The sequence below is a fragment of the Geodermatophilus sp. SYSU D01186 genome, assembly GCF_054050215.1.
In genome coordinates, this window is sequence record NZ_JBJGYW010000032.1 from 41,704 (window position 1) to 60,102 (window position 18,399).

15 protein-coding genes are annotated in these 18,399 nt (G+C 74.5%); 2 read left to right on the top strand and 13 right to left on the bottom strand.

From position 1 onward, the window contains the following. Positions 1-153: 153 nt before the first annotated feature. Genes pabB through ACI784_RS20415 form a run of 4 tightly spaced genes read right to left on the bottom strand, consistent with a single transcriptional unit; the run spans position 154 to position 5,572 of the window. Positions 154-1,977 carry an aminodeoxychorismate synthase component I gene (pabB, locus tag ACI784_RS20400; RefSeq protein ID WP_457014688.1) on the bottom strand — a complete coding sequence of 608 codons (1,824 nt, stop codon included), beginning with the start codon at positions 1,975-1,977 and terminating at the stop codon, positions 154-156. After that, a complete protein-coding gene (locus tag ACI784_RS20405; RefSeq protein ID WP_457014689.1) occupies positions 1,974-3,326 on the bottom strand; it encodes a bifunctional folylpolyglutamate synthase/dihydrofolate synthase in 1,353 nt (450 codons plus the stop codon). The genes pabB and ACI784_RS20405 overlap by 4 nt, the downstream gene beginning before the upstream one ends. A 13-nt stretch (positions 3,327-3,339) precedes the next feature. Continuing rightward, complete coding sequence (gene purU / locus ACI784_RS20410) at positions 3,340-4,188, bottom strand: formyltetrahydrofolate deformylase (RefSeq protein ID WP_456922830.1); 849 nt, start codon at positions 4,186-4,188, stop codon at positions 3,340-3,342. A 10-nt stretch (positions 4,189-4,198) separates the two neighbouring features. Continuing rightward, positions 4,199-5,572 (bottom strand): L-serine ammonia-lyase, encoded by a 1,374-nt coding sequence (locus ACI784_RS20415; protein WP_457014690.1) that lies wholly within the window; start codon positions 5,570-5,572, stop codon positions 4,199-4,201. Positions 5,573-5,656: 84 nt separating this feature from the next. On the opposite strand from ACI784_RS20415, the gene ACI784_RS20420 reads away from it, so the two are divergent. After that, a complete protein-coding gene (locus ACI784_RS20420) occupies positions 5,657-6,382 on the top strand; it encodes a GntR family transcriptional regulator (protein ID WP_457014691.1) in 726 nt (241 codons plus the stop codon). 138 nt (positions 6,383-6,520) lie between these two features. On the opposite strand, the gene folP is transcribed toward ACI784_RS20420, so the two are convergent. The 9 genes from folP to glyA all read right to left on the bottom strand — a co-directional run bounded on the left by folP (position 6,521) and on the right by glyA (position 17,921). Beyond that, positions 6,521-7,390 (bottom strand): dihydropteroate synthase, encoded by an 870-nt coding sequence (gene folP, locus ACI784_RS20425; RefSeq protein WP_457014692.1) that lies wholly within the window; start codon positions 7,388-7,390, stop codon positions 6,521-6,523. 69 nt (positions 7,391-7,459) lie between these two features. Continuing rightward, positions 7,460-8,299: a bifunctional 5,10-methylenetetrahydrofolate dehydrogenase/5,10-methenyltetrahydrofolate cyclohydrolase gene (locus ACI784_RS20430; protein WP_457014693.1), complete on the bottom strand. Its 840-nt coding sequence runs from the start codon at positions 8,297-8,299 to the stop codon at positions 7,460-7,462. Next, positions 8,296-8,916, bottom strand: coding sequence for a cyclodeaminase/cyclohydrolase family protein (locus tag ACI784_RS20435; protein ID WP_456922824.1), 621 nt, complete (start codon positions 8,914-8,916; stop codon positions 8,296-8,298). Before ACI784_RS20435 ends, ACI784_RS20430 begins: the two co-directional genes overlap by 4 nt. Before the next feature lie 238 nt (positions 8,917-9,154). Next, positions 9,155-11,620: a GcvT family protein gene (locus ACI784_RS20440; RefSeq protein WP_457014694.1), complete on the bottom strand. Its 2,466-nt coding sequence runs from the start codon at positions 11,618-11,620 to the stop codon at positions 9,155-9,157. A 26-nt stretch (positions 11,621-11,646) separates the two neighbouring features. Further along, entirely contained in the window at positions 11,647-12,234 is a 588-nt protein-coding gene (locus ACI784_RS20445) for a sarcosine oxidase subunit gamma (protein ID WP_457014695.1), read from the bottom strand. Then, positions 12,227-15,091 (bottom strand): 2Fe-2S iron-sulfur cluster-binding protein, encoded by a 2,865-nt coding sequence (locus ACI784_RS20450; protein WP_457014696.1) that lies wholly within the window; start codon positions 15,089-15,091, stop codon positions 12,227-12,229. Before ACI784_RS20450 ends, ACI784_RS20445 begins: the two co-directional genes overlap by 8 nt. After that, positions 15,088-15,366, bottom strand: a complete 279-nt coding sequence (locus ACI784_RS20455; RefSeq protein ID WP_456925735.1) for a sarcosine oxidase subunit delta — start codon at positions 15,364-15,366, stop codon at positions 15,088-15,090. Before ACI784_RS20455 ends, ACI784_RS20450 begins: the two co-directional genes overlap by 4 nt. Positions 15,367-15,381: 15 nt before the next feature. Further along, a complete protein-coding gene (locus ACI784_RS20460; RefSeq protein ID WP_457014697.1) occupies positions 15,382-16,614 on the bottom strand; it encodes a sarcosine oxidase subunit beta family protein in 1,233 nt (410 codons plus the stop codon). Continuing rightward, the gene (glyA, locus tag ACI784_RS20465; RefSeq protein ID WP_456925733.1) at positions 16,611-17,921 is read right to left on the bottom strand and encodes a serine hydroxymethyltransferase; all 1,311 of its coding nucleotides are present in this window, start codon (positions 17,919-17,921) and stop codon (positions 16,611-16,613) included. Before glyA ends, ACI784_RS20460 begins: the two co-directional genes overlap by 4 nt. 196 nt (positions 17,922-18,117) lie before the next feature. Here glyA and ACI784_RS20470 point away from each other — a divergent pair. Next, the coding region (locus ACI784_RS20470; protein ID WP_457014699.1) for an alcohol dehydrogenase catalytic domain-containing protein at positions 18,118-18,399 on the top strand (282 nt) is incomplete at its 3' end.

The following is an 18,399-nucleotide window of genomic DNA, read 5'->3' on the forward strand; positions in this document are numbered from 1 at the left end:
GCAGCTGGCGGTGCCGGCGAGGTCGACGGCACGGTCACTCGTCAGGATCTGCCAGGCCACCCCGCCATGCTCCCCCACCACGGAGCCCGCAACAAATCCCACCGGATTGGTGTGGATCACACCTGCCGCCGGATCGCCGGCTCGCCGGGCGGTTCAGCCCCGGGCGGCGAGCGCGGCCGGCGCCGATGCCGGCGCGGTCCGGGCGGGCGTGGGCACCTTGCGTGGCGCGGTCCACAGCCGCGCGGCGCGCCATCCTCGCAGCGAACTGAGCACCGCCACCCCCTCGGCCCGGTCGAGGTCGGCCACGGAGAGCACCCGCTCGCGCAGCCGGCCCGCCGCGATCAGGCGCGCGCGCTCGACGCCCGGCAGGCAGCCGGACTCCACCGGCGGTGTCCACCACTGCCCGTCGATCCGCACGGCGAGCGTGGCCCGGGTGACCTCGGTGAGCTCTCCCCTCGTGTTCACCATGATCACGTCGTCGACGTCCGGGCGCCGGCCGCGGCGCCGGTCGTAGGGGCCGCGCAGGCTCGTCTTGTGGCGGAGCCACCCCGCCCCGGGGTCGACCGGCTCGTCGTCGACGGCGAGCAGCACCGGTCCGGCCGGGAGGGCGGGGAGCGCCTCGACGTCGACGGCGAGCGTCCCGTCCCGGCGGAGCCGCAGCCGGACGCGCGCCGGCGGCTGCCCGGCCAGCCGCGTGCCCAGCAGGCGCCGCGCCTGCGACCCGTCGAAGCGGAACCCGAGGTGCCCGGCCGAGGCGGCCAGCCGCTGCAGGTGCCCGTCGAGGTTGCGCAGGCCGTGTCGCGGGTCGTGTCGCATGGTCTCCAGCAGCTCGAACTCGCGGGGCCGGGCGGCCAGGACGGCGGCCTTGGCGAGCACCTCGTCGTGCTCCGCGGCCGCCTCCGAGCCCCACGTGATGCCGCTCCCGGTCCCGTACACGGCCTCCCCCGTGGACGTGTCCACGACCGCCGTCCGGATGGCCACGCTGAAGCGGGCCCGCACCGGGGCGTCCGGTGGACCCACGAGGCCGATCGCTCCGCAGTAGACGCCCCGGGGGTCCGGTTCCAGGGACCGGATGATGCCCATGGAGCTCGCCTTGGGCGCACCCGTGACCGAGCCGCAGGGGAAGAGCGCCCGGAACAGCTCCACCAGGCCGGTTCCGGGGCGGAGACGGGCCGTGACGTCGGAGGTCAGCTGCAGCACCGTCTCGTAGCGCTCGACGGTGAGCAGCGCCGGCACCTCGACGCTCCCGATCTCCGCGATCCGGCCGACGTCGTTGCGCATCAGGTCGACGATCATCACGTTCTCCGCGCGCTCCTTGGGGCTGGCGCGCAGCCGGTCGGCCAGGCACCGGTCCTCCGCCTCGTCCCGGCCCCGCCGCGCCGTCCCCTTCATGGGGCGCAGCAGGACGTCGTCCCCGCGGCGCTCGAAGAACAGCTCGGGGCTGGCGCTGGCCACGGCGAACCGGCCCAGGTCGAGGTGGGCGTTGTACGCGCCGCGCTGCCCCAGCGCCAGGTCCCGGTACAGGTGCACGGGATCCCCGGTCACCGAGCCCGACATCCGCACGGTGAGGTTGCACTGGTAGGTGTCCCCCGCGGCGATCCGATCCCGGACCTCCCCGACGCCGGCGGCGTGCCCGTCCGGCGTCCACGCGGGACGCCACCGGGCGGTCGCGGCCGGCCCGGCCGCCACCAGCACGGGCACCGGGACGGGCTCGTCGCAGAGCCCGAACCACACCAGCGGCACGCCCAGGGGCGTGGTCCCGTGGACGGGGAGCCGCGGGTCCAGCCCCGCGGCGGCCTCGTAGGCGACGTACCCGAAGGCCCACGCCCCGGCGTCGGTCGCCCGCTCCACCTCGGCGAGGACGTCGAGGACCTCCCCGGGCCGCTCGGCGACCAGCACCCGGTGGGGCGGCGGGCACCGGACGGCGGTCCCGGCGCGCAGGTCGTCGAAGCGGGCCCACGGCGTCCGGGGCCTCACGGTGCCGCCCTCCCCGGCGACACGGCGGCGAGCAGGTGGAACGAGCCACTGACCACGACCGGCAGACCGGCCCCGGCCCGTTCCGCGGCACGGAGCACCGCAGCCGGCGGGTCCTCCTCCACCAGTGCCGCGATCCCGCACTCGGCGGCCGCCCGGGCCACCCGCTCGGCGGGGACGGAGGTGCCGGCGGCGTGGTCGCCCTGCGCGGTGGCGAACTGCGTGGCGACCACCAGCGACGCCGTGGGCGCGATGACCCGGAGGGCCGCCCGCAGGTCCTTGTCCTGCTTGACGGCGAACACCCACGGGAACCGGGCGCCGGGGTGCACCTCCCGCAGGGTCGCCACCAGCGCGGCCAGCTTCATGGGGTTGTGCGCTCCGTCGAGGACCACGGGCCGGCCGGCGACCTCCCGGCGTTCGAAGCGGCCGGGCAGCGTGGCGCTGCGCAGCCCGAGGCGGACGGCGTCCGCGTCGAGGGCCCACCCGTCGCGGGCCGCGATCGCCTCGACGGCCCGCAGCGCCAGGTGGGCGTTCCCCGCCTGGTGCCGCCCGGTGAGCCCCAGGGGCAGCGGCGGCCGGCCCGGGAGGCGCAGCTCGGTGCCGCCGGGCCCGGTCCGGGCCGGCCCCGCGGACGCGCCGGTGTCCACCCACCGGAGGCCGCACCCCCGGCGGACCGCCTCGGCGGTCAGCACGTCCGCCACCCCGGCGCCCGGCTGGCGGGCGACGACGGCACGTCCGCCGATCGGCAGGATGCCGGCCTTCTGCGCCGCGATCTCCTCCAGCGTGGGCCCGAGCAGGTCCTGGTGGTCCAGGCCGATCGGGGTGATCACCGCGAGCTTGTCGGCCCGGGAGATGGCGTTGGTGGAGTCGAGCAGGCCCCCGACCCCCGTCTCGACGACCCCGTGGTCGACCCGGTCGGCGAACAGGCCGAACGCGATCGCGTTGGTGACCTCGAAGAAGGACGGCCGCCCGTGCCCGCTCCGCTCGACCATCTCGACGGCCGGCCGGATCCGGTCCAGCTCCGCGTCGACGAGCCCGGCCGGCGCCGGCTGCCCGTCCAGCTGGAACCGCTCCAGCACGCTGTACACGTGGGGTGAGAGGTGGGTGCCGACCCGGAACCCGTGCGCCCGCAGCAGGCTCGCGACGAACGTGCTCACCGAGCCCTTGCCGGCGGTGCCCGCCACGTGGACCGCGCGGAAGCGGTCCTGCGGATCTCCCAGTGCCCTGAACAGGGCCCGGGCGCGGGTCGGGCCCGCGCCGGCCGGTCCCCGCTGCGGCCCGAGCTCCTCGTACAGGTACCGGTGGACCCGCTCGAGCGCGGCCGGGGACGCCGGAGCCGCGACGGGCGCCATCAGGGCAGCCGGCTCAGCGGAAGACGACGGTGCTGTGGCCGTTGAGCAGCACGCGCCGCTCGCTGTGCCACCGGACGGCCCGCGACAGCGCCAGCGCCTCGGCGTCCTGGCCGACGGTGGCGAGGGCGCGCGGGTCGTAGGTGTGGTCGATGCGGATGACCTCCTGCTCGATGATCGGCCCCTCGTCCAGGTCGGGGGTCACGTAGTGGGCGGTCGCGCCGACCAGCTTCACGCCGCGGTCGAAGGCCTGGTGGTAGGGCTTGGCGCCCTTGAACCCCGGCAGGAAGGAGTGGTGGATGTTGATGGCCCGGCCGTGCAGGGCGGAGCAGGCCTCGTCGGAGAGCACCTGCATGTAGCGCGCGAGCACGACCAGGTCGGCGCGGTGCTCGTCGACCAGCTCGAGCAGCCGGGCCTCGGCCTCGCGCTTGGTCGCCGGCGTCACCGGCACGTGGTGGAAGGGCAACCCGGCCGCCTCCGCCATCGGGCGCAGGTCCTCGTGGTTGGAGACGACGGCGACGAGTTCGGCGCCGAGGCTGCCGGCCCGCCAGCGGAAGACGAGGTCGTTGAGGCAGTGGCCGAGCTTGGACACCATGACCACCACCCGCTGCGGCTCCTCGCCGGTGATGTCGAAGGTCATGCCGAACTCCTCGGCCACCGCACCGAACTCCGCGGCCAGGCGTTCGGCGTCGGTCTCCTGGGAGCAGACGAACGCCGTCCGCAGGAACAGCTGGCCGCGGAGGGCGTCGTCGAACTGCTGGTGCTCGACGATGTCGCAGCCGTGCTCGAACAGGAACGAGCTGACCGCGTGCACGATGCCCGGGCGCTCCTGGCAGCTGAGCGTGAGGGTGTAGGGATGGGACACGGGTGCCTCCTCAGCACTCGACGATGTTGAGCGCCAGCCCGCCACGGGCGGTCTCCTTGTACTTGTCCTTCATGTCCGCGCCGGTCTCGCGCATGGTCTTGATGGCCTTGTCCAGCGGGACGTGGTGCCGGCCGTCGCCGCGGACGGCCATGCGCGCCGCGGTGATGGCCTTGACCGAGCCGACGGCGTTGCGCTCGATGCAGGGGATCTGCACGAGGCCTCCGACGGGGTCACAGGTGAGGCCGAGGTTGTGCTCGATGCCGATCTCGGCGGCGTTCTCCACCTGCTCCGGAGTCCCACCGAGGACCTCGGCCAGGCCGGCGGCGGCCATGGAGCAGGCCGAGCCGACCTCGCCCTGGCAGCCCACCTCCGCGCCGGAGATGGAGGCGTTCTCCTTGAACAGCAGCCCGATGGCCGCGGCGGTGAGCAGGAAGCGCACCACCCCGTCGTCGGAGAAGGTGCCGACGAAGTCGCGGTAGTAGTGCAGGACGGCCGGCACGATCCCGGCGGCGCCGTTGGTCGGCGCGGTCACGACCCGCCCGCCGGCGGCGTTCTCCTCGTTCACGGCCAGGGCGTAGAGGGTGACCCACTCCATGGCGCGCAGCGGGTCGGCCTCGTCCGGGTGCTCCTCCAGCTGGGCGCGCAGCGCGGCCGCGCGCCGGCGGACCCGGAGGCCGCCGGGCAGGACGCCGGTGGTCCGCGTGCCGCGCTCGACGCACTCCTGCATGACCGCCCAGACGTGCAGCAGACCGGCGCGCACCTCGGCCTCGCTGCGCCAGGCGAGCTCGTTGGCCAGCACCACGTCGCTGATGCGCAGGCCCGTCTCCCGGGTGCGCGCGAGCAGCTCCTCGCCGGTGCGGAACGGGTACGGCACCGGCGTGGCGTCCTCGACGATCACCGGGTTGCCGGCCTCGTCCTCGTCGAGGACGAACCCGCCGCCCACCGAGTAGTACTCGCGCCGGGTGAGTTCCGCCCCGTCGGCGTCGACGGCCACGAAGAGCATCCCGTTGCTGTGGAAGTCCAGCCGCTTGCGCCGGTGCAGCACGACGTCGTCGTCCACCGCGAACGCGATGGGGTGCTCGCCGGCCAGCCGCAGCTTCCCCTCCCGGCGGATGGCCTCGACCCGGGGGCCGGCCGCGACGGGGTCGACGAGGTCGGGCTGCTCGCCCTCCAGCCCGAGGACGACGGCCTTGACGCTGCCGTGGCCGTGCCCGGTGGCCCCGAGCGACCCGAACAGCTCGCACCGGACCCCGGCGACCCGCGCGAGCACCCCCTCCTCCCGCAGGCGGGAGGCGAAGGTGGCGGCGGCCCGCATGGGGCCGACGGTGTGCGAGCTCGACGGGCCGATGCCCACCTTGAACAGGTCGAAGGCGCTGATGGTCACCCGGTGCCTCCTCGTGCCGCAGTTGTGACGCGAACCAACCGCGGTACAGGTACACAGTTGGTATATCAGTAGTACGATGACGGTATGTCGATCCCCCTCGAGAGGCAAGGCCTGCCGGCGGTCAACCTCTACGATCTGCTCGTGACCCTCGCACCGCTGGAGCTCGACCCGTCCGCCGCCACGTCGCTGGCGGACAAGGCCTACGTGGCGATCAGGGACCGGCTGATCATGCTGGCCATCCGGCCGGGAGACCCGATCGACGACGACGAGCTGGCCAAGGACCTGGGCGTGGGCCGGACGCCGGTGCGCGAGGCACTGAAGCGGCTGGAGGGCGACCGGCTGGTCGTGTCCTACCCGCGGCGGGGGACGTTCGCCACCGGCATGGACATCTCCGACCTGGCACACATCTCGGACATCCGTGCCCAGCTCGAGCCCCTGGCCGCCCGTCGGGCCGCGGAGCGGGCCGCCCGCGTGGGCCACGGCGAGCTCGACGAGCTGGCCACGGGCATCGAGCAGCTGGACGTCACCGGGATCGACCCCGCGGAGCTGATGCGCTGGGACCTCGCGGTGCACCGCGCCATCTACCGGGCGGCCGGCAACCCGCACCTCGAGGACGTCCTCATCCGCTACGACAACCTGGCCACGCGCATCTTCTGCCTGTTCCTGGACCGCCTGCCCACGGTCGACGAGCACGTCGGCGAGCACGTGGCGCTGCTCCGGGCGATCGCCGCCGGCGACGCCGACCGGGCCGACGACCTCGCCCGTGAGCACGTCCTCGGCTTCGAGCAGGCGATCCGCGCGGTGATCTGAGGAACGGCCTCCTGCCCCGCTGACGCTCTCGCGGCGTTCCCCGCGCGCCCGCGGCGCTGCACCACCGCGAGAACAGGCAGGACACCGCGAGAACGTGCCCGGTCCGCCCGGCAGGCCCGTCCCACCGGGGTGCCGGCCTCACACGGGGCCGACGGCGTCCAGGACCGCCAGGACGTCCCGCGTGGCGGCGACGTCGTGGACCCGCAGCACCGACGCTCCCCGCTGCACCGCGACGAGCGCCGCGGCCAGTGAGGCGGGCAGCCGCTCCCCCACGGCCCGCCCGGTCAGCTGACCCAGCACCGACTTGCGGGACAGCCCCACCATGACCGGGACGCCGAGCCCGGTGAACGTGCCGAGCGACGCCAGGAGCGCGACGTTGTGCGCCGGCGTCTTGCCGAACCCGAACCCCGGGTCGACCACCAGGTCCTCCGGGCGGACACCGGCGTCCAGGCAGGCGCCGATGCGCCCGGTGAGGAAGGCGCGCACCTCGGCGACGACGTCCCGGTAGTGCGGGTCCTCCTGCATGGTGTCCGGCGAGCGCTGCATGTGCATGAGGCACACCGGGACGCCGAGCTGTGCCGCGGCCTCCAGGGCGCCCGGCCGCTGCAGCGCCCGCACGTCGTTGACCATGCTCGCGCCGGCGGCCACCGCGGCTGCCATGACCTCGGGACGTGAGGTGTCCACCGACAGCGGCACGGGGACCTCCCGGGCCAGTGCCTCGACGACCGGGACGACGCGGGCCAGTTCCTCGGCGAGGGCCGGCGGCCGCGCGCCCGGCCGGGTGGACTCCCCGCCGACGTCGATGAGGTCGGCCCCCTCGGCCGCCAGGCGGCGGCCGTGCTCGACGGCCCGCTCGAGGCCGTCGAACCGCCCGCCGTCGGAGAACGAGTCGGGCGTGACGTTGAGGATGCCGCAGACCACGGGCTGCCGCGTCGCCAGCGCCCGGCGGAGGGCGGGCGCCGCGCCGGCGCCCGCCGTCGTGCGCTCCGCCACAGCCGTGCCGGTCATGAGGGTGCTCCGATCGATGTGGTCCCGACGGCGGGGCGGCGGGGTCACGGCCGTCCCGCCCGGGAGCGGTCAGGGCCGCGCGGCCCGGATCGTGTGCTGCAGCAGGAGGGCGGTGGTGACCGGCCCGACGCCGCCGGGCACCGGGGTCAGGCCGGTGACCCGTCCCGAGACCGAGCCCGCGTCGACGTCCCCGACCAGCCCGCCGTCGGCCGTCGGGTTGGTCCCGACGTCGACGACGACCGCGTGCTCGGCGACGTGCTCGGCCGTGACGAGCTCCGGCCGGCCGACCGCCGCGACGAGCACGTCCGCCGTGCGGGTGACCGCGGCGAGGTCCTTGGTGCGGCTGTGGCAGACCGTCACGGTGGCGTCGCGCTGCAGCAGCAGGTGCGCCGCGGGCTTGCCGACGACGGTGGAGCGGCCCACCACGACCGCGTGCGCCCCGGACAGCGGGATCCCGTGGGCGTCCAGGAGCGCGAGCACCGCCTCCGCGGTCGCCGGTGGATGGGCGGGCAGGCCGGCGGCCAGCCGACCCAGGCTGAGCGGGTTGGCACCGTCGACGTCCTTGGCGGGGTCGATCGCCGCGGCGAGGTCCTCGAACACCGCGCCGGCGGGCAGCGGGGTCTGCAGGATGATGCCGTGCACCGCGGGGTCGGCGCTGAGCGCGGCGAGCTCGGCGCGGATCCGGTCCGGCGTCGCCGTCTCCCCCAGGTCGACGACCGAGCAGGCGATGCCGGTCCGCTCCGCGGCGCGCGCGATGGAGCGGACGTACCAGGCGCTGGACTCGTCCGCCGTCGCGACGACCACGGCCAGGCGGGGCGGGGTCCCGGCCGCGGTCAGCTCCGTGGCCGCGGCGGCGGCCTCGGCGCGGAGGGCGGCGGCCAGCTCGGTCCCGCTCAGCGTCGCGGTCATCGGACCAGCCCGTCCCGGACGGCGGCGGTGACCTTCTCCGCGCGCAGGACGAGGTCGTCGACGGTGTCCACGACGGCGGCGAGCTCGCCCCGGGCCGTCGGGTCCTTGATGCCGCCGAGGTTGATCTCGACGTTGACCCGGGCCGTCGTGGCCGCCGCCCGGGCCGCCTCCGCGGCGGCCGCGACGTCGCTGACCACGTTGCGGTTGCCGATCGGCAGCAGCTGCTCGGCCAGGCCCAGCACCTGCTCGGCGACGGCGATCACGATCGCCGGCACGTGCGCCGCCGCGACCAGGGCCTGGGCGATCGCCGCGGACCGAGCGGCGGCCTCGTCCGGCGTCCCCTTCGGGAGCCGGTAGGCCTCGGTGACCGCGGTGAAGGCCGCGGCGTCCTCCTCGGCCAGGCCCAGCGCGTTCTCGCGCAGCCGGTCCGCGGTGTGCGTGACGGTGGCGATCTCCTCGGCGTGCTCGGCGTACCGCGCCGAGTCGCTGTAGCGGGCGACCATCGCCACCAGGGCGGCTGCCTGGGCGGCGTGCAGTGCGGCGGTGGCCCCGCCTCCCGGGGCGGGCACCCTGGCGGCGAGCTGCGCCAGGAAGGTCTCGATGGTGTCGGTGCGCACGGGCGGGTCCTTCCACGGATGACGGGGGCGGGGCGGCCCTCCCCGGCACCACCCGGAGCGGGTGGCGGGTGGGGGGAGGGCGACGTCCGGTGCGGTGACCACTGATCCCTGCGCGGAGTGGTCGACCGCCGACGCGCGCGGCGTGGCGTGCCCTCATCGTGGCCCGGCCGGGCGCCGGGCCACGATGGGTGCACGAACCGTTGCGCGTCCGTCGGACGCACGGGCTGTGGTCAGGGCACTAGCCGCGGATGCGGGCCATCTCTGGGTCGACGAGGGGCTCGGCGGTGACGGTCGCGGGGACGCGGGTGCCGAAGTACTCGATCTCGACCTGCGTGCCGACGGTCGCCGTGGCGGGCAGCCAGGCGTAGGCGATCGGCCGGCCGACGGTGTGCCCGAAGGCCGCGCTGGTCACGTAGCCGGCCGGGCGGCCGTCGACGAGGACCGGCTCGTGGCCGAGGACGACGCTGCGGCCGTCGTCGATCGTGAGGCAGGACAGCCGGCGGCTCACCGTGTCGTCGCTGAGCCCGGCGACGGCCGCGCTGCCCACGAAGCCGTCCTTCTGCTTGCGGACGGCGAAGCCGAGACCGGCCTCGTAGGGGTCGTGCTCGGTGGTCATGTCGTGGCCCCAGGCGCGATAGCCCTTCTCCAGCCGCAGGCTGTTGAAGGCCGCCCGGCCCGCGGCGACGACGCCCAGGTCCTGGCCGGCACGCCACAGCACGTCCCACAGCCGCTGGCCGTTGTCGGCGCTGGTGTAGATCTCCCACCCCAGCTCGCCGACGTAGGACAGCCGCATCGCCGTCACCGGCACGCCCCCGATCCGGGCCCGCTTGGCGCGGAAGTACTTCAGCCCGTCGTTGGAGAAGTCGTCGGCGCTGAGCCGCTGGACGAGGTCGCGGGCCCGCGGCCCCCACAGGCCGATGCAGCACGTGCCGCCGGTGATGTCGCGGATCTGCACGCTGCCGTCCTCCGGCGCCTCGCGGCGGAGGTGGTCGTGGTCGAGCGGGCCGTTCGCCCCGATCTGGAACAGCTGCTCGCCGAGCCGGGCCACGGTGAGGTCGCTGCGGATGCCGCCGGCCTCGTCGAGGGCGAGCGTGTAGGTGACCGACCCGACCGACTTGTCCATCTGGCCCGTCGTCAGCCGCTGCAGCAGGTCGAGGGCCCCGGGACCGCTGACCTCGAGCCGCTTGAGCGGCGTCATGTCGTACATGGCGACGGCGGTGCGGGTCTTCCACGCCTCCGCGGCGGCGATCGGGGACCAGTACCGCGCCGCCCAGGCGTCGCGCTCCGGCGGCACCCACTCCGCGGGCAGCTCGTCGACGAGGGCGGCGTTGGCCTCGTACCAGTGCGGCCGCTCCCAGCCCCCGGCCTCGAGGAAGAAGGCGCCGAGCTCCTGCTGCCGGGCGTGGAACGGGCTGACCCGCAGGTCGCGCGGGGACTGCCGCGGCTCGAGCGGGTGCAGCACGTCGTAGATCTCGACGAAGTTCTGCTGCGAGGTCTCGCTCACGTACTCCGGCGCGAGCTGGACCTCCTCGAAGCGGTGGACGTCGCAGCCGTGCAGGTCGACCTCGCTGCGCCCGTCGACGAGCAGCTGGGCAACCGCCCGGGCCACCCCGGCGGAGTGGGTGACCCAGACCGCCTCGGCGATCCAGAAGCCCTTGACGTCGGCGGACTCCCCGACCAGCGGGCCGCCGTCCGGGGTGAAGGAGAAGACGCCGTTGAAGCCGGAGTCGATCTTCGAGTTCCGCAGCGAGGGCAGCAGCAGCTGGCTCTCCTCCCACTGCGCGGCGAAGTCCTCCTCGGTGAAGGGCAGCATCGAGGGCATCGACTCCTCCCGGACGCCGTCGCCCTGCGGCAGCTCCCGCAGGTCGACCGGCATCGGCCGGTGGGCGTAGGAACCGATGCCCAGGGAGTCGACGCGCTCGCGGTAGTACAGGTCCTGGTCCTGGTGGCGCAGGATCGGCAGGCTCGCCTCGGTGAGCTCGGTGTTGCGCCCGACCAGGTCCGGCACCTGGCCGGTCCAGACGAACTGGTGGGCCAGCGGGAGCAGGGGCACGTCCATGCCGACCATGGCCCCGAGCTCCTGTCCCCAGAAGCCGGCGCAGGAGACGACGAGGTCGGCGGGGATGACGCCGTCCGGGGTCCGGACGCCGGTGACCCGGCCGCCGGTCTGCTCGATGCCCGTCACGCGGGTCGAGCCCTGGAACCGGGCGCCGCGCGCCTCGGCGCGGCGGGCCAGCGCCACGACCGCCCGCGACGCCTTGGCCAGGCCGTCGGAGGGGATGTGCAGGCCGCCGAGGATCCGCTCGCGGTCGACCAGCGGGTGCAGCCGCACGCACTCGTCGACGTCGACCACCTGGGACTCGACGCCCCAGGAGGTGGCCCAGCCCTGCTTGCGGTGCAGGTCGGCCAGCCGCTCCGGCGTGGTGGCGACCTCGAGGCCGCCGACCTGGTTGAAGCACCAGGCGCCGTCGACGTCGATGGCCTTGAGCTTCTCGACCGTGTAGCTGGCGAACGCCGTCATCGTCTTGGAGGCGTTGGTCTGGAAGACCAGCCCCGGGGCGTGCGACGTGGAGCCCCCGGTCAGCGGGAGGGGCCCCTGGTCGACCACGGTGACGCGGTCCCAGCCGCGGGCGGTGAGCTCGTCGGCGAGGTTGGCGCCGACGATCCCCGCTCCGATGATGACCACACGAGGGGTGGTGGACATTGCTTCGCTCCTGACTGACGGGACGGTCAGCGGTCGTGGGTGGTGGGGGTGAACTCGAGGGCCGCGTCGAGCAGCCAGTCGGCGAGGTAGCCGGCGAAGGAGGACCGGACGAGGACGGCGTAGTCGTCGCCGGCGTCGGACAGGGCCAGCAGGACGACGCCGGCCTGGCCGAGCACCGTCTGCGCGCTGCTGCCGCGGCCGAACACCCGCGGGTGCAGGTCGATCGAGCAGCCCCTGGCCAGGACGTCGCGCACCCGCGCCCCGGTCAGCCGCAGGCCGATCCGCTGGGCGGAGACGTCCGTCGCCGACCCGCCCAGCGGCAGCACCGCGGCGCGGACCCGGGCCTCGAGCTCCCCGGGCGTCTCGGTCGTGCTGGTGAGCAGCCACTCGTCCGGGCCGAGCCACACGGCCCGCCCGGTAGCGGCCGGCACCCAGGTGTTGGGGGTCGTCGGCAGGTCGACGCCCAGCGCCGCCGACGCCTGCGCGTCGACCTCGCCGAGCCGGACGTCGACCATCGCGACGAACGGCTCGACGGTGATCCCGACCGGATCGGGCAGCCGCTCGAAGGTGGCGCTCCAGGCCTCCAGCGGGTGGGTGCGCAGCAGCTCAGCCATCGCGACGGGCTCCTTCGGGATCGACCAGCACCGACCCGGTGACCTCGACCGGGACCAGGGTGCCGTTGACGGGGACGTGGACGGTCTCGCCGATGCGCTCGCGGCCGCCCTTGACCAGCGCGAGGGCGAAGGGGCGGGCGAGCTCGGCGCTGCGGTAGCTGGAGGTGACGTGCCCGAGCATCGGGACCGGCGGGGGCGGCAGCTGACCGTCGGTGCGGAACTCGACGATCTGCGAGCCCTCCGGCAGCACGGTCTCCCGGTCCACCGGCAGCAGCCCGACCAGCTGCTTGCGCAGCGGGTCCTGGTTGGCCGGCCGCGCGAAGCTGCGCTTGCCGACGAAGTCGGGCTTCTTCTTCGACACCGCCCAGGCCATGCCCAGGTCCTGCGGGGTGACGGTGCCGTCGGTGTCCTGCCCGATGATCGGGTAGCCCTTCTCCGCGCGGAGCACGTGCATGGTCTCCGTGCCGTAGGGCGTGATGCCGTACGGCCGGCCGGCCTCGAGCAGCCGTTCCCACACCGCGACCGCGTACCAGGGGCTGACGTAGACCTCGAAGGCCAGCTCGCCGGAGAAGCTGATCCGGGCCAGCCGGACCGGCACGCCCTCCAGGGTGGTGTCCCGCCAGGTCATGAACGGGAACGCCTCGTTGGACACGTCCACGTCGGGGAACAGCGCGCCGACGACGTCGCGGGAGCGCGGGCCGACGACGGGGAAGGTGCACCACTGCTCGGTGACCGAGGTGCAGTGCACGCGGAGGTCCGGCCACTCGGTCTGGACCCACTCCTCCATCCAGTCGAGGATCTTCGCCGCCCCGCCGGTGGTGGTGAGGACGAGGAAGCGGTCCTCGGCCAGGCGCAGCACCGTGCCGTCGTCGATGACCATGCCGTCGACGCCGCACATGACGCCGTACCGGACCGAGCCGACCTTCAGGCTGCTCATCAGGTTCGTGTAGAGCCGGTCCAGCAGCACGGCGGCGTCGGGGCCCTGGACGTCGATCTTGCCGAGGGTGGAGCCGTCGAGGATGCCGACGCCGGTGCGGGCCGCGGCGCACTCGCGCAGGACCGCCGCCTCCATGTCCTCACCCGGCTTCGGGTAGTAGCGGGGCCGCTTCCACTGGCCGACGTCCTCGAAGACCGCCCCCGCCGCGACGTGCCACTCGTGCAGCGCGGTGACCCGCTCGGGGTCGAAGAGCCGGCCGCGGTCACGGCCGGCCAGCGCGGCGAAGGCGACCGGGGTGTAGGGCGGCCGGAACGTGGTGGTCCCGGTGTCCTGCACCGGGACGCCCAGGAGCTCGGCGACGATCCCCGAGGTGAGGACGCCGGAGGTCTTGCCCTGGTCGTGCGCCGTCCCGATCGTCGTGTAGCGCTTGACGTGCTCGATGGAGCGCAGGCCGGCGCCGACCGCGCGGGTGATGTCGGCGACCGTGGCGTCGCGCTGCAGGTCGACGAACGAGGTGCTGCCCCCGGCGGTGTCCGGCACCCGCCACAGCACCAGGGGCGCGGTCGGGGCGACGGGCTCCGGGGCGCCGGGCAGCCGGTCCTCCCCCGCCGGCTCCGTGCCCAGTGCGGTGAGCGCCGCGCGGGCGACCCGCTGCCCGTCGGCCAGGCAGCCGGCCAGGTCGAGCACGCCGGCGGCGGAGCCCGCGACCGCCAGGCCGTCGAGCTCCTCCCCCGGGACGAACGCGCCGAGGGCGTCGTCGTAGCGCAGCCGGCCGCGGGCCTGGCTGAACAGGTGCACCGCGGGGTTCCAGCCGCCGCTGACCAGGAGCAGGTCGCAGGCGATGGCGCTGCTCGCGCCGACCTCCCCGCCGGCGAGCGGGGCGACGAGCGCGTGGGTGACCCGCTCGACGCCCTGGGTGCCGGTCACGACGGCGCCGTCCAGGACCCGGATGCCCGCGCGCTCGCACTCCTCGCGCCGCCGCGGCGAGCCCTCCGGCCGGGCGTCGACCACCGCCTGCACCCGCACACCGGCGCGGGACAGGTCCAGGGCCGCGTCGTAGGCGCTGTCGTTGGTGGTGAAGACGACGGCCTCGCGGCCGGCCAGCACGCCGTAGCGGTGCAGGAACGTCCGGGCGGCGCCGGCGAGCATGGTGCCCGGGCGGTCGTTGTCGGCGAAGACGACCGGCCGCTCGTGGGCTCCGGTCGCCACGACGATCGACCGCGCCCGGATGCGCCAGATCCGCTGCCGCGAGACGTGCTTGGGCGCGGCCGCGCCGAGGTGGTCGGTGCGGCGCTCCAGCGCCAGGACGAAGCCGTCGTCGTAGCTGCCGAAGGCGGTGGTGCGCTGCAGGTGCAGCACCTCGGGGTGGCGGGACAGCTCCGCGACCGCGTCCGCCACCCAGTCCAGGGCGGGGACGCCGTCGAGCCGGTCGGTGCCCGACAGCAGGGACCCGCCCGCCTCGGACTGCTCGTCGACCAGCGCCACCCGGGCGCCGGCCCGGGCGGCGCTGAGCGCCGCGGTCAGCCCGGCCGGCCCCGCGCCCACGACGAGGACGTCGACGTGGTGGTGGACGGCGTCGTAGCGCGCGGAGTCCGGGACGTCGGCCAGGCGGCCCTGCCCCGGCAGGCCGTGGGCGACCAGGCCGTCGAACAGCTCGACGGTGGTGGCCAGCAGCATCGGCTCGGGGAAGGGCTCCTCGATCTGCACCAGGCCGCCCGGGTCCTCGGCCCAGGCCGCGGCGATGCCGCGCGGCCGGCCGAGCTTGATGCTGGTGGCCACCTGGTGCCGGCCGGAGGCGAGCAGCGCCGAGGCCAGCGTGTCGCCGGGGTGGCCGGTCAGCCGCTGCCCGTCGAAGGTGAACTCGACGGTGGTGGCGCGGTCGATGCGGCCGCCCTCGGGCGTGCGGAACGGAGTCGTCATGAGGTCACCGGCTTCGGGTCATCGAGGCGGTAGACGCGCTCGAAGCGGTAGGTGGCGGTGTCGCGGATCGCGTTGAACCAGCGGCGGCAGCCGGCGCTGTGGTTCCAGCGCTCGGCGAAGCGGCCCTTGGTGTTGGCGCGGAAGAAGACGTAGTGCGCCCACTGCTCGTCGGAGAGCTCGGCGGGGCTGTCGGGGTACGGGACGTGGGCCTGGCCGCCGTAGGAGAACTCGACCTCCTCGCGGGGGCCGCACCACGGGCACGGGATGAGTTGCACGGGGACTCCCTGGGGTCAGTGGGCGACGGCGGCAGCGCCGTGCTCGTCGACGAGCGCGCCGGTGACGAAGCGGTCGAGGCTGAACGGCGCCACGGTCGGGTGGGGCTCGCCGGAGGCGATGGTGGCGGCCAGGGCCCAGCCGATGCCGGGGGTGGCCTTGAACCCGCCGGTGCCCCAGCCGCAGTTGAGGTAGAGGTTGTCGTAGGGGGTCCGCCCCACGATCGGCGAGGCGTCGGGGCTGGTGTCGACGATGCCGCCCCAGGTGCGCAGCAGGTGCGCCCGCGCGAAGACGGGGAACAGCTCGACGGCCGCGGCCATCTGCCGCTCGATGATGTGGAACGCCCCGCGCTGGCCGTAGCCGTTGTACGAGTCGACCCCGGCGCCCATGACCAGCTCGCCCTTGTGCGCCTGCGAGACGTACACGTGCACGGCGTTGGACATCACCACGGTGGGGTGCACCGGCTCGAGCAGCTCGGAGACCAGCGCCTGCAGCGGGTGGCTCTGCACCGGCACGCGGATGCCGAGCATGTCGGTGAGCACCGAGGTGTGGCCGGCCGCGCAGAGCGCGACGGTGCCGGCGGCGATGGTGCCGCGACTGGTCTGCACCCCGGTGACCCGGTCGCCGTCGGTGGTGAACCCCGTGACCTCGCAGTCCTGGATGAGGTCGATGCCGGCCTCGGAGGCCCGGCGGGCGAAGCCCCAGGCCACGTAGTCGTGCTTGGCGATGCCGGCGCGCGGCTGGTAGGTCGCCCCCAGGACCGGGTAGCGGATGTCGCCCGAGGTGTTGACGATCGGGCAGATCTTGCGGACCTCGTCCGGCTCCACCCACTCCGCGTCGACCCCGTTGAGCTTGTTGGCCTCGACCCGGCGCACGCTGTCCCGGACGTCCTGCAGCGTGTGGGCCAGGTTGAGCACGCCGCGCTGGCTGAACAGGATCGGGTAGTCGAGGTCCTCCTCGAGCCCCTCCCACAGCTTGAGCGCGTGCTCGTAGATGGCCGAGCTCTCGTCCCACAGGTAGTTGGACCGGATGATCGTGGTGTTGCGGGCCATGTTGCCGCCGGCCAGCCAGCCCTTCTCCAGCACCGCGACGTTGGTGATGCCGTGGTTCTTGGCGAGGTAGTGGGCGGTGGCCAGGCCGTGCCCGCCCCCGCCGACGATCACCACGTCGTAGGAGCGCTTCGGTTCCGCGTCGCGCCAGAGGGCGTCCGGGTGGTCCGGCAGGTCGGCGCCGGGGGTGCGGGGGCTCATCGGGAGACCTCCGTCAGGTCGGGGTAGAGCGGGTGGCGGTCGGCGAGCCGGGTGACCCGCGAGCGGAGCCCGGGGAGCTCGTCGTCCCCGGTCGAGGGCCGGAGCGCGGCCGCGATGACGTCGGAGACCTCGGCGAAGTCGTCGAGGTCGAAGCCGCGGGCGGCCAGCGCCGGGGTGCCGATGCGGACACCGGAGCTGACCATCGGCGGGCGGGGGTCGAAGGGCACGGCGTTGCGGTTGACGGTGATGCCGATGGCGTGCAGCCGGTCCTCGGCCTGCCGGCCGTCGAGGGCGGACTCCCGCAGGTCCACGAGGACCAGGTGGACGTCGGTGCCGCCGCTGACCACGTCGATGCCCGCCGCACGCGAGTCGGGGGCCAGCAACCGGTCGGCCAGGATCCGCGCGCCGGCGAGGGTGCGCTCCTGGCGCTCGCGGAAGGCCGGCTCGCCGGCCAGCTTGAAGGCCACCGCCTTGGCGGCGATCACGTGCTCGAGCGGGCCGCCCTGCTGGCCGGGGAAGACCGACGAGTTGAACTTCTTGGCCAGGTCGGCGGTGGCCAGGATGACCCCGCCGCGCGGGCCGCCCAGGGTCTTGTGGGTGGTCGAGGTGACCACGTGCGCGTGCGGCACCGGCGAGGGGTGCAGCCCGGCGGCGACGAGACCGGCGAAGTGGGCCATGTCCACCATCAGGTAGGCCCCGACCTCGTCGGCGATCCGGCGGAACTCGGCGAAGTCCAGCTGGCGGGGGTAGGCCGACCAGCCCGCGACGATGAGCTTGGGCCGCCGTTCCCGCGCCAGCTCCTCGACCTCGGCCATGTCGACCCGGTGGTCCTCGCGGCCCACGTGGTACGCGGCGACGTCGTAGAGCTTCCCGGAGAAGTTGAGCTTCATCCCGTGGGTGAGGTGACCGCCGTGGGCGAGGTCCAGGCCGAGGATCGTGTCGCCGGGCTCGAGCAGGGCGGACATCGCCGCGGCGTTGGCCTGCGCGCCCGAGTGCGGCTGGACGTTGGCGTACTCGGCGCCGAACAGCGCCCTCAGCCGGTCGATGGCCAGCTGCTCGATGACGTCGACGTGCTCGCAGCCACCGTAGTAGCGCCGGCCCGGGTACCCCTCGGCGTACTTGTTGGTCAGCACCGAGCCCTGGGCCTGCATGACCGCCACCGGGGCGAAGTTCTCGCTGGCGATCATCTCCAGGGTGGTCTGCTGCCGGGTGAGCTCGGCGGAGATCGCCGCGAAGACCTCCGGGTCGGTGTCTCCCAGCGATCGGTCGAGGACGCGGTCCGGAGCGGCTTCAACCTGGACGACCATGCCGGGGTCCCTTCTGTCATGAAATGGAGCCGAAGACTGGTATATCAGTCGTGCAACACCGTAGGGTGGGTCTCGGCGGGGGTCAAGAGGTCCGTGAGAGGACCTCCCTGCCCCACACCACTCGCACGCTCGCGGCGGGCCCTGCAGGGAGGCCGGACGTGTCGTCCCCACATCCCCAGAGAGGAGATCCAGCGCCATGGCCCATGAGGTGAAGGGCGTCGTCGCCCGCAGCAAGGGTGCTCCGGTCACCGTCGAGACGATCATCGTCCCCGACCCCGGCCCGGGTGAGGCGCTCGTGGACGTGCAGGCGTGCGGGGTGTGCGCCACCGACCTGCACTACCGCGAGGGCAACATCAACGACGAGTTCCCGTTCCTGCTGGGCCACGAGGCCGCCGGCGTGGTCTCCGCCGTCGGCGAGGGCGTCACCAACGTCGCCGTCGGCGACTACGTGGTCCTCAACTGGCGCGCGGTGTGCGGC

Excerpts from the sequence above, each read along its gene's own strand:
- ACI784_RS20405 (WP_457014689.1), bottom strand. The coding sequence starts at position 3,326 with ATGGCGCCCGTCGCGGCTCCGGCGTCCCCGGCCGCGCTCGAGCGGGTC.
- ACI784_RS20420 (WP_457014691.1), top strand. The coding sequence starts at position 5,657 with ATGTCGATCCCCCTCGAGAGGCAAGGCCTGCCGGCGGTCAACCTCTAC.
- folP (WP_457014692.1), bottom strand. The coding sequence starts at position 7,390 with ATGACCGGCACGGCTGTGGCGGAGCGCACGACGGCGGGCGCCGGCGCG.
- ACI784_RS20430 (WP_457014693.1), bottom strand. The coding sequence starts at position 8,299 with ATGACCGCGACGCTGAGCGGGACCGAGCTGGCCGCCGCCCTCCGCGCC.
- ACI784_RS20440 (WP_457014694.1), bottom strand. The coding sequence starts at position 11,620 with ATGTCCACCACCCCTCGTGTGGTCATCATCGGAGCGGGGATCGTCGGC.
- ACI784_RS20445 (WP_457014695.1), bottom strand. The coding sequence starts at position 12,234 with ATGGCTGAGCTGCTGCGCACCCACCCGCTGGAGGCCTGGAGCGCCACC.
- ACI784_RS20450 (WP_457014696.1), bottom strand. The coding sequence starts at position 15,091 with ATGACGACTCCGTTCCGCACGCCCGAGGGCGGCCGCATCGACCGCGCC.
- ACI784_RS20460 (WP_457014697.1), bottom strand. The coding sequence starts at position 16,614 with ATGAGCCCCCGCACCCCCGGCGCCGACCTGCCGGACCACCCGGACGCC.
- glyA (WP_456925733.1), bottom strand. The coding sequence starts at position 17,921 with ATGGTCGTCCAGGTTGAAGCCGCTCCGGACCGCGTCCTCGACCGATCG.